General features: G+C 72.7%; 10 protein-coding genes. 2 read left to right on the top strand and 8 right to left on the bottom strand.

What is annotated here, in order from left to right:
- Positions 1 to 47: 47 nt before the first annotated feature.
- Entirely contained in the window at positions 48 to 1562 is a 1515-nt protein-coding gene (locus ACFWA9_RS10355; protein ID WP_380385335.1) for a hypothetical protein, read from the bottom strand.
- Between the two features lie 81 nt (positions 1563 to 1643).
- Positions 1644 to 2285 (bottom strand): hypothetical protein, encoded by a 642-nt coding sequence (locus tag ACFWA9_RS10350; RefSeq protein WP_380385332.1) that lies wholly within the window; start codon positions 2283 to 2285, stop codon positions 1644 to 1646.
- A gap of 283 nt (positions 2286 to 2568) precedes the next feature.
- On the opposite strand from ACFWA9_RS10350, the gene ACFWA9_RS10345 reads away from it, so the two are divergent.
- The gene (locus tag ACFWA9_RS10345) at positions 2569 to 3783 is read left to right on the top strand and encodes an IS110 family transposase (RefSeq protein WP_380385329.1); all 1215 of its coding nucleotides are present in this window, start codon (positions 2569 to 2571) and stop codon (positions 3781 to 3783) included.
- A 50-nt stretch (positions 3784 to 3833) separates the two neighbouring features.
- Here ACFWA9_RS10345 and ACFWA9_RS10340 read toward each other — a convergent pair whose 3' ends face one another.
- Together ACFWA9_RS10340 and ACFWA9_RS10335 are read right to left on the bottom strand one after the other, a co-directional pair.
- Positions 3834 to 4580, bottom strand: coding sequence for a hypothetical protein (locus tag ACFWA9_RS10340; RefSeq protein ID WP_380385326.1), 747 nt, complete (start codon positions 4578 to 4580; stop codon positions 3834 to 3836).
- A gap of 94 nt (positions 4581 to 4674) precedes the next feature.
- Positions 4675 to 4959: a hypothetical protein gene (locus ACFWA9_RS10335; RefSeq protein WP_380385323.1), complete on the bottom strand. Its 285-nt coding sequence runs from the start codon at positions 4957 to 4959 to the stop codon at positions 4675 to 4677.
- 80 nt (positions 4960 to 5039) lie between these two features.
- Here ACFWA9_RS10335 and ACFWA9_RS10330 point away from each other — a divergent pair, with 80 nt between their 5' ends.
- Positions 5040 to 5411 (top strand): hypothetical protein, encoded by a 372-nt coding sequence (locus ACFWA9_RS10330; protein WP_380385320.1) that lies wholly within the window; start codon positions 5040 to 5042, stop codon positions 5409 to 5411.
- A gap of 23 nt (positions 5412 to 5434) precedes the next feature.
- Here ACFWA9_RS10330 and ACFWA9_RS10325 read toward each other — a convergent pair whose 3' ends face one another.
- The 4 genes from ACFWA9_RS10325 to tpg form a co-directional block, all read right to left on the bottom strand.
- Positions 5435 to 5851 carry a hypothetical protein gene (locus ACFWA9_RS10325; protein WP_380385317.1) on the bottom strand — a complete coding sequence of 139 codons (417 nt, stop codon included), beginning with the start codon at positions 5849 to 5851 and terminating at the stop codon, positions 5435 to 5437.
- Between the two features lie 78 nt (positions 5852 to 5929).
- Positions 5930 to 6349, bottom strand: coding sequence for a hypothetical protein (locus tag ACFWA9_RS10320; RefSeq protein WP_380385314.1), 420 nt, complete (start codon positions 6347 to 6349; stop codon positions 5930 to 5932).
- A complete protein-coding gene (gene tap, locus ACFWA9_RS10315; RefSeq protein ID WP_380385311.1) occupies positions 6349 to 8097 on the bottom strand; it encodes a telomere-associated protein Tap in 1749 nt (582 codons plus the stop codon). Before tap ends, ACFWA9_RS10320 begins: the two co-directional genes overlap by 1 nt.
- A complete protein-coding gene (gene tpg / locus ACFWA9_RS10310; protein WP_380385308.1) occupies positions 8097 to 8675 on the bottom strand; it encodes a telomere-protecting terminal protein Tpg in 579 nt (192 codons plus the stop codon). The genes tap and tpg overlap by 1 nt, the downstream gene beginning before the upstream one ends.
- Positions 8676 to 8687: the final 12 nt, after the last annotated feature.

Below are 8687 nucleotides of genomic sequence, written 5' to 3'. Positions count from 1 at the left end.
GGCCCCATCCGTGGGGGCCCCGCGCTCACGGCCCGGGTGGCTGCGGGTCAGGCCGCGGTGCCGGCGCCGTAGCGGGCCGTCAGGTCGTCCACCAGGCGGCGGAGTTCGTCGGTCATCGGGTGCAGGAGCGCGATCTCCCGGCCCCAGTTGCTCAGCGACCAGTCGTCGCCGTCCATGCCGTTGTGCGCGGTGGTCATCACCCAGTCGCGCCCCTCGGCGATCCACACCCGCTCGGGGTAGAGGCCCCGGCCGATGGCTGTGCACTCGGCGGCCGGCCGGGTGCGCAGCTCGACGAGCTCGACGTCGGCGAGCTCCTGGGCGAGCTCGTCGGCCGGCAGGTAGCGGGCGCCTTCGCGCGGGTAGCGCCACGACAGCACCAGCCGGACCCGGGCGCCGAGGGCGCGGTCGATGGCGGCCTCGCCCTCCTCGGCGAGCAGCGGCGCGGCCTCCTCTTCGGTGGCCAGCCGCACCCGGCCGGAGAAGAACCAACCGCTCTCCCCGATCAGGTCGTCACTCGGTGAGTCGCCGTCCTCATCCCGGGAGTACCACGGCCGCTCTTCCGAGACGACAACGCCGATCAGCGACGGCATCCCGTGCACACGGACCAGGCCGGGCGCGTCCTCGGGTACCGGCTGCTCCCACTCGTAGACCTCGAACCGGCCGACCTGACCGAGCGTCCAGTACGAGCTGGGGACCGGCTCGTACCGGCCGGGCACGCCCGCGGTGATCCGCCACGTCGGCCCGGTGTGCTGATCCGCCGGCGGCGGGCACTCGCCGTCGTGCTCCACCGACCAGGACCCGCCGACGGCCGCCGGCGGGATCAGCCAGCCGTCGAGCTCGGCGACGTCCTGCCCGCAGCGCACGCACGTGCCTGCCCGCTCGTTGCGGCGCCGCGGCGGCGGGGGAGGGGCCTGACGCTCGGCTTCCGGCGGGCACGTCCCGTCGTGGCGGACGTTCCACACCCCCTCGATTGGGCTGCTGAGGAGGCCGTCGCCCGGTTCGACCCAGCCCCCGCACGCTGAGCAGCGCTGTCCGCGTTCGTTGCGCAGCGGCGGGCACTCGCCCGGCTTGTGTTGCACCTCGCGGCTTCCGGGCTTGCCGACGAGCAGGCCGGCGCCCGCCGGTACCGGCCTGCGGCACAGTGCGCAGTGGTCGGCCCGCTCGTTCGGCTGCGGGGCCTGGGGCGCAGCCGCTCGCACGAGCTGCGGGCCCTGGTGGGTGGGCGGGTACTTGTCGAGCGCCGAGCGGAGGGTCTTGCGGACTCCGTCGCCGAACTCCGCGGCGTAGGACTTGAACACGCTGTCGCGCGTGGCCGTGAGCTCGCCCTTGGTCGTGACGCGCCACAGCCGGACCCGGCGGGCGGTCTCCGAGGTGCGGTCAACGCCCACGATCAGCGCCCCGGCGGGCAGCCGGTACACGGCCCCGGGCTCCACCCAGGAACCGACGCACACGTACCCGCCCCGCTTCGTCTCGTCGAGCGCTTCGAGGCGCTTGCGCCAGGGCTTGACCGCGCCGTCCTCGGCTGCGGGGATCTCGATCTCGTGCAGAGGGATGGTGGACACGGGACCTCCGGTGATGGATGGGGCCGCCGGTCGGCGGCGCGAGGTGGTGGCCGCCCGCCGCGGGGACGGGCGGTGAAGTGGTCACTGCGGGGTGCGGGCCCGGCGGGTCTCGGGAGCGTGGGCCTTGCGGCAGGCCGTACCGCGGCAGGAGAGGTGCCGGTATCCGGCGTGGGTGCCGCACCGGGAGTCGGCCGCGGACACGCACAGCGCCTCGGCCGCCGCGTCGAGGAGCCGGCCGAACTCGTCGTCGGTGCGCGCGAAGGCGTACACCTGGTGGTGCGTCACGCCGGCCTGCGGCGCCGCCGTCTTCACGTCCGTGCCGGCCTGCACCAGGGCGAGGAGCTCCTCGCGCCTCGCTGCGGGGAACTGCTGTTCTGCGGCCTGGCGCCGGTACGCCCTGGTGCTCTGCGCGTGCCAGGCCGTGCAGTCCTCGCAGCCGCAGCCGAGCCGCCACAGTGTTGACGGGTCGTACCGGTCGTGGTCGAGCGGCGGCAGGTCGTCGAGGTTCATGTCGAGGCAGGTGAGCAGCTGCTCGCCCGGCCAGGTGTAGCGGCCTCCGCCCCGGCCGGGGATCGACGACCACTCGACGCCGGGCAGGTAGCCGCCGTGGTGCAGCGCGCGGATCGACTGCACCGAGACGCCCAGGAGCTCGGCGAGGTCCAGCACCGTGTACGTGGTGCCGGAGGAGATCCGGCCCCGTGCTCGCTCAAGGGGGTGACTCACGGCAGGCAACTTCCTTCCGAACAAACTCCACGTGCGCGGAGCAGCACCATAGAACCCACCACTGACACTGATAGTCGTAACTGGGTCTCCGGTGGTCGTGGCTCTGCCACTGACTGACGCCCTGCTGGGCTGTCCTGGAGTTGTTCTGTCCGGCTGCCGGGCCCGTTCTCGATGGCCCCGGCCGGGTGGAGCATGACCTTATAGGAGCCTGGCCAGAGGCCCCCTCAGTGTCCTGTCTGCCCCACCCGGCCGGGCCGCCTCCGGCTAGGAAGGCAGTACCAGCATGACAGGACCAGGCAGCCCGGACGCCACGGATCACACGGTGTTCGGCGGGGTGGACTCCCACGCCGACACCATCCACGTCGCGGTCGTCACCGACCGCGGCGGCCACGTCGCCGACGCCGAGTTCCCCACCACCACGCCCGGCTACACGGCGGCGATCGCATTCCTGACCGCCCACGGCACCGTGACCGCGATCGGGGTGGAGGGCACCTCCTCCTACGGCTCCGGCTTCACCCGCGCCGCCCGCCAGGCCGGCCTGACCGTGGTGGAGGTCAACCGTCCCGACCGGGCCGAGCGCCGCCGGATCGGCAAGTCCGACCCCATCGACGCCTACGCCGCCGCCCGCGCGGTCCTCTCCGGCCGGGCCTCCAGCGCCCCCAAAGACGACACCATCACCGGCATCCGAGCCCTGCACAACGCGGCCCGATCCGCGGTCAAGGCCCGCACCGCCACACTGAACCAGATCGGGCACACCCTCATCGGCGCCCCCGACGACATCCGCGCCAAGTACGGTGCCCTGCAAGGCGACAAACGAATCGAGGCCCTCGCCCGGCTCCGCCCCACCGGCGACGGCATCCGCATCGCAATCCTGACCGCGCTCAGGACCCTCGCCAAACGCGTCCGGGCCCTCACCGAGGAACACCACGCCCTCACCGCCGCACTCGACGACCTCGTCACCGGCCTCAACCCCGGCCTGCGCGCCACCTACGGAGTCGGCCCCGACACCGCCGCCCAGTTGCTGATCACCGCCGGCGGCAACCCCGACCGCCTGCGCACCGAGGCATCCTTCGCGGCCCTGTGCGGCGTCGCCCCCGTCCCCGCGTCCAGCGGCAAGACCAACCGCCACCGCCTCTCGCGCGGCGGGGACCGCGCGGCCAACGCGGCCCTCTACCGGATAGCCCTCGTGCGCATGTCCAGCGACCAGCGCACCCGCGACTACGTCGACCGCCAGACCAAGGCCGGCCGAACGAAGAAGGAGATCATCCGTCTCCTGAAACGGGCCATCGCCCGGGAGATCTTCCGCTGCCTCACCACGACCGTCGCCGTCCCCGAGATCGCCGACCTGCGACCGGCACGCCGGGCGAAGAACATCACCCTCACCGCCGTCGCCAACCACTTCGGCGTCTGGCCCGCAGTCATCTCCACCATCGAGCGCGGCACCCGCCGCGACGACACCCTCGCCAACGCCTACCGCGACTGGCTCACAGCCGCTTGACAGCCGATAGGAGCATCAACGGCCCGGGGTGGGAGGGATACGGAAAGTGATCAGGGTTGACCGGCGGACTCTGCGACGTCCCCCGGGATGAGCCGCAGCCGAGGGTGCGCGGGCACCGGATGTTCGGCGGCCGGCCAGTCGTCGGCGCACACCCCGTACGACGGCGGCTGCCAGGCCAGCCAGGACGCCCACCGGTAGAAGGTGAGCCAGTCCGCCGCGAAGTAGGAGGGCAGCAGGCCGCCGGCGTTCGGGACCGGCTCCGGCGCCCGCTTGTTCTGCTCGGCGAGCTGCTCGGCGACGCGCGCGGCCTGCTCGCGGTGCCGCCCGCAGAACCAGTGCAGAAGGTGCCGGCCGGTCGCGAGGTCGCGCTCGGTCACGCGCATGGTGCCCGAGCTTCCGCAGACGTGGTCGGTGTTGCGCCAGTCCTCGGCGGCCTGGGCCCTGGTGTGGCCGCCGGTCGCGCGCGGCACGAAGGCCCGGTGACGGGCCGCCTCGCACGTGCCCTCGACCCAGGACTCGGCGCCCGGCTCGACGTAGCGGGGCAGGTCGAGGCGGGCCAACTCTCGCAGCCTGGCCGGCCGACCGCCGAGTGCGCGGCGGACGGTGGTCCACATCTTCTCGTCGGCGACCTTGCCGAGGGTGGACGCGAACGCCACGGCGAGCAGCAGCTCGCGCGCGGGCGGGTCCGCGCGCCGGTCTCCGTAGACCGCCCGGGTCAGCCGCGCGAACTTCTCCTCGGGGGTGCTCTCGTCGGCGGCCTGCTCGGGCGCCGACGAGAGGTGTGATCGGGTGGCCATGGACGGCCCTCCTTATATATAGGAGGGCGGCCCGGGTGCTCGCGCACCGAGGCCGCCCTCGCTTCCCTTCGTCACTGTTGCCGCGGCTGGCGGTCTACGACCTGCCGTCGCCCCCGGGCTCCCCACCGGCCGGCGGGTGCAGGCCGAGGCCGCGGGCCAACTCCACCTCCAGCCGCAGGGATGCGGCGCTCAGCCAATGGCCGAGCTGCCCGGCCCGCGCGTACTGCTTGGCCGTCGTCTGCCACCACACCGGCTGACCGTCTGGCCCACCAGGAATCTCGCTCGCGAGGGCGCCGCACAGTCGCAGCACGTCGCACAGGTCGGCCGTGCTTGCGGCGGCCGGGTCCGGCAGCGCGAACTCTTCCCCATCGGTGATCATTTCTCGCCTTTCGGTCCTCATGCGGGTTGTGTCGGGCCGGCTACGTCGGCGGCCCGGCGCACCATGGGATCATCACCCGCATGGCCTATCGACTCCCGCAGCCCGCACCGGTGTTGTGTGCCGCAGCTGCCCAGCACCTCGCCGACCTCGCCCGCGTATGCGAGCGAGACCCGGGCGAGGCGTGGCGCTACCCGGCGGAGGCCGCCGCCGCCGCCCAGGCCCTCCGGGGCGCCGTCGCCGCACTCGGCGTCATCACTGCCGACGTGGACAACTACGTCAGGCGCGGCCACCGCTGGCGCACCGTCAACGGCACCGACCCCGACCGCGCCCGCGAATCCGCCCGCGAGGCCGCCACCGACGTACGGCGCAGCGTCCGGGAGATGAGCGCCGCACTCGAACGCCTCTCCGGTCACCTCGCCACCCTCACCCCGCCCGCCGAACCGATCCGCTGATCCGTCGGCTGCCGGGGGAGTGGTCACTCCGGCAGGGTGTACCGGGTCCGGCGGCGGAACTGGCCGTGAGTCCCGGCCTCCGTCTCCGCCAGCAGCTCCACCCGGCCCGACTCGGTGAGGTGCCGGAGGTGCCGCTCGACACCGCGCTCGGACAGGCCGCTCGCGGTTGCGAGCCCGGCCCGGTCGATGTGCCCCTGCGGGCCGGCCGCCGACAGCGACAGTAGGAGCGCACTGCACGCCGGGTCGGGGGACGACCCGCAGGGGCCGCTACCGGCGCTGGCCGTCGCGGGCTGGTGGGGACAGGACTCGCACACAGCGCAGTTCTCGCACTCGGGGCACCAGGCTGCGGGCACCCGCCGGCACCCGCACAGCGGGTTGTAGTCCTCCAGCTGCTCGTTCTCCAACCACAGACGCCATGACCGCGACTCATGCTCGTTCATCTGTTGCACCTCTCTTGAAGGGCGGGAGGGTGCCGTGCCGAATCGGCACGGCACCCGGGATGTGTGACCGAGGGGCGGTCAGTCCACCTGCGGGAGATGGCGGTCGGCAGCTTCGAGCATCTCCGCGGCCTCCCGCAGTGCGGCGGCCAGGCCGCGCCGCCCCCACGCCCCGTACGCGCTGATCCGCAGCTGGTCGAGGCCCTCAGCGTCGGTGAACTCCTCGACGACCTCCGGAATCTCCGGGTCGTCCTCCCACCGTGCCCGCTTGTGCCAGACCCGCGCCCGCACGCTGCACCCGGCCGCCGGGTCGATCGTGAGGATCACGTCGGTCTGCTCCCGGCCGGCCTCCTCGGTGGCGGCGACCGCCACGATCCCGACCGGGCCCGGATTCAGGTCCGAGTACGCGGCGAACTGCCAGCCGTCCGCGGCGAAGTCGGGCGTGCTGTGGAACTTCTCGGACGGCGGCTCTTCGAACGTCGCGATGTACCGCTCCGGCATCACTCACCGTCCAGCATGGCGTCACGGCCCTTGATGAACCGGGCGGGGTTGAGGTCCTTGCCCGACGCCTGGCCCTTGGCCATCAGGTCGAGGTACCACTCCATCGGCTTCACTCCTTCTTCCTTGACGTAGCCGGGGTTCGGGCCGAGCCGCCACCCGCCGGGCAGCGGGGTGCCGTCCGCCTTGCGCGGCACCACGGCGAGCGCGGACGGCAACGGCGAGGCGTATACCCAGCAGTCGGACAGCACCGCGAGCGGCACGGCCCCCGTGGCGAGCCAGGTCTTGACGGCCTTGCGGTGGGCGCCGGTGCGAGCCGCCGAGATGACCGTGTACCGGGCGTGCGGCGAGTACGTCGGCCTCTTCAATGCCGGCCACGGCGTATGCGGTTCGCGCTTCTGCCGGCCCTGCGGCTTCTCGGCCATCTTGCCGATACCGCCCTTGACGATCTTCTTGATCGCCCTGAGCAGCGCGGCGGCCTCCGGGTCACGCTCGTTGATCGTGGCCATCGCCGCCACGAACTCCGCCTCCGGCATGTCCTCGGTGACGCCGAGGTCCGCGAGGGTGGCCATGTAGGCGGCCTGAATGCGCTGATACCAGAGGTCGAAGTACCCGCCGACCTCCGGCAGGCCGGGGGCGGCCGGCTCGACCCGCAACCACCCCTCAAGCGGCTGCACCTCGACCCCCAGCTCGACCGCGTACGCGAGAGTCGGCGTCTCGTACCAGGCCGGGCCCGTCGGGGGCCGGCCGTCCGGCGTGAACGGGCTCGGGAAGTCCTCCGGCAGGTCCCGCCACTCCTTCGTGATCAAGTCCTTCGCCCGGAGCTTCACCCCGGAGAAGTCCGCCAGCCACGCGCCGGGAATCTTCTTGTCGAACTTCGGCCCGTCGGTGTGCACCGCCTCGCCCAGCCCGATCGGCAGCCGGTTCGACGCCGCCCCGAACGCCATGCAGACGTCCAGGCCCACCGCGAAGGGGAGCGCCCTCTCCTCCTCGGTGGGCTCCCGGCACCAAATGAGCGGCTCCTCCATCACCACGTGCCTGGGGTTGCGCGACTGCTCCCGGGTGCGCCCAGCCGCGATCGGGTGCTCGTCGATCGCTTCCGGGAGCGCCGGGTCGATCGCCCGGACCAGCGAGCCCGACACCGGCACCCGCTGCATCCGCCCGCCCTTCCAGTCGAGCCGGGTCGGCGGCCGGAGCGCGGTCATCAGCTCCAGCCCCGTCGCCGCGGTCGAGCCGGTCGGCGGGATCACCCGCTCGGCGAACAGGCCCAGCGTGTACGCCAGCGCCGCCGGGTCGCCGCTGTCGCCGATCCCCTCCCACCGATTCAGATCGGTGTCGAACGCCCCCCACGGCAGGAACGCGAACCGGCACTCGGTGCGGCCCTTGAACAGAAGCGTCCACGGCCCCATGCCGGCACGGCTGAGATCCCACCCGGCCTCGGTCAGCGCCTTACGCGCCGGGTGATCCTCGGGCAGGCGCAGGTTCCGCCGGTCCTCAAGACGGACCGGCAACCCGAGACGCTCGGTCGCGGCCTCCGTCAGCACCAGCAGCGGCCCGAAGTCCTCGCCGAACTGCCCCAGCCCCGGCGCCCCGAGCCCGTAGGCGAGAGCCCACTCGGCAGCCGTCGCCAGATCGACGACCTCGCCCGGCAGCTCGACGAGCTGCACGTCCGGCCGGTACGCCACCAGCTCGCCGGCGGCGACGTCGAGCACGACAAGGGGGGCGGTGTAAGAGGTCTGCTCAGTCGTCATCACGGTGTCCAAAACTCGATGTAGTCAATGTCTGTCAGCTCGACGTCGAGCCCGTCAGCGCCACCACCGGGGAGGCGGAAATACTCCTCGGCCAGGCCCTCGGCCACCAGCTCGCGGAGCCGCTCCTCGTCACCCGCGCGCAGCGCCTCGAAAATGTCGGGGATCATGCCGGAGGGCAGGCCCTCGGTCAGCCGGCGCATTCGCGGGTCGTCGGTGCTGCCGGCCTCGCTGGAGAACCCGAACTTCGCCCGGGTCTCCACCACCAACCCGCCCTGCTGGGCCCGCTTCTGGGCCTGCGCGAACACGCGCGGCTGATGCTGTCGGCGGGCCTCGGCCTCAAGCTGCTTGAGCGTCTCGGCCTTAGCGTTGCCGATCTTGGCCTCACCGCGGAGGTAGCGCTGCACCTGCCGCCGGGAGACTCCCAGCCGCTCGGCGAGCCGGGCCGTGTTCGGGCTCTCGCCCTTCTTCGGCGTCTCCGCGCGCACCAGGGCGTTGAAACGGCCTTGAGGGGTTTTGGCAATGTCCTTGGTCTGGACAGTGAACCGCGCGCGCAGCGCTTCACCGATCTTGTTCGTCACGGTGGATCAACT

It is taken from the genome of Kitasatospora sp. NPDC059973 (assembly GCF_042737525.1).
Lineage (GTDB): Bacteria > Actinomycetota > Actinomycetes > Streptomycetales > Streptomycetaceae > Kitasatospora.
The sequence above is the reverse complement of the archived record's forward strand: the minus strand, read 5'-3'. Positions and strand labels throughout refer to the sequence as shown.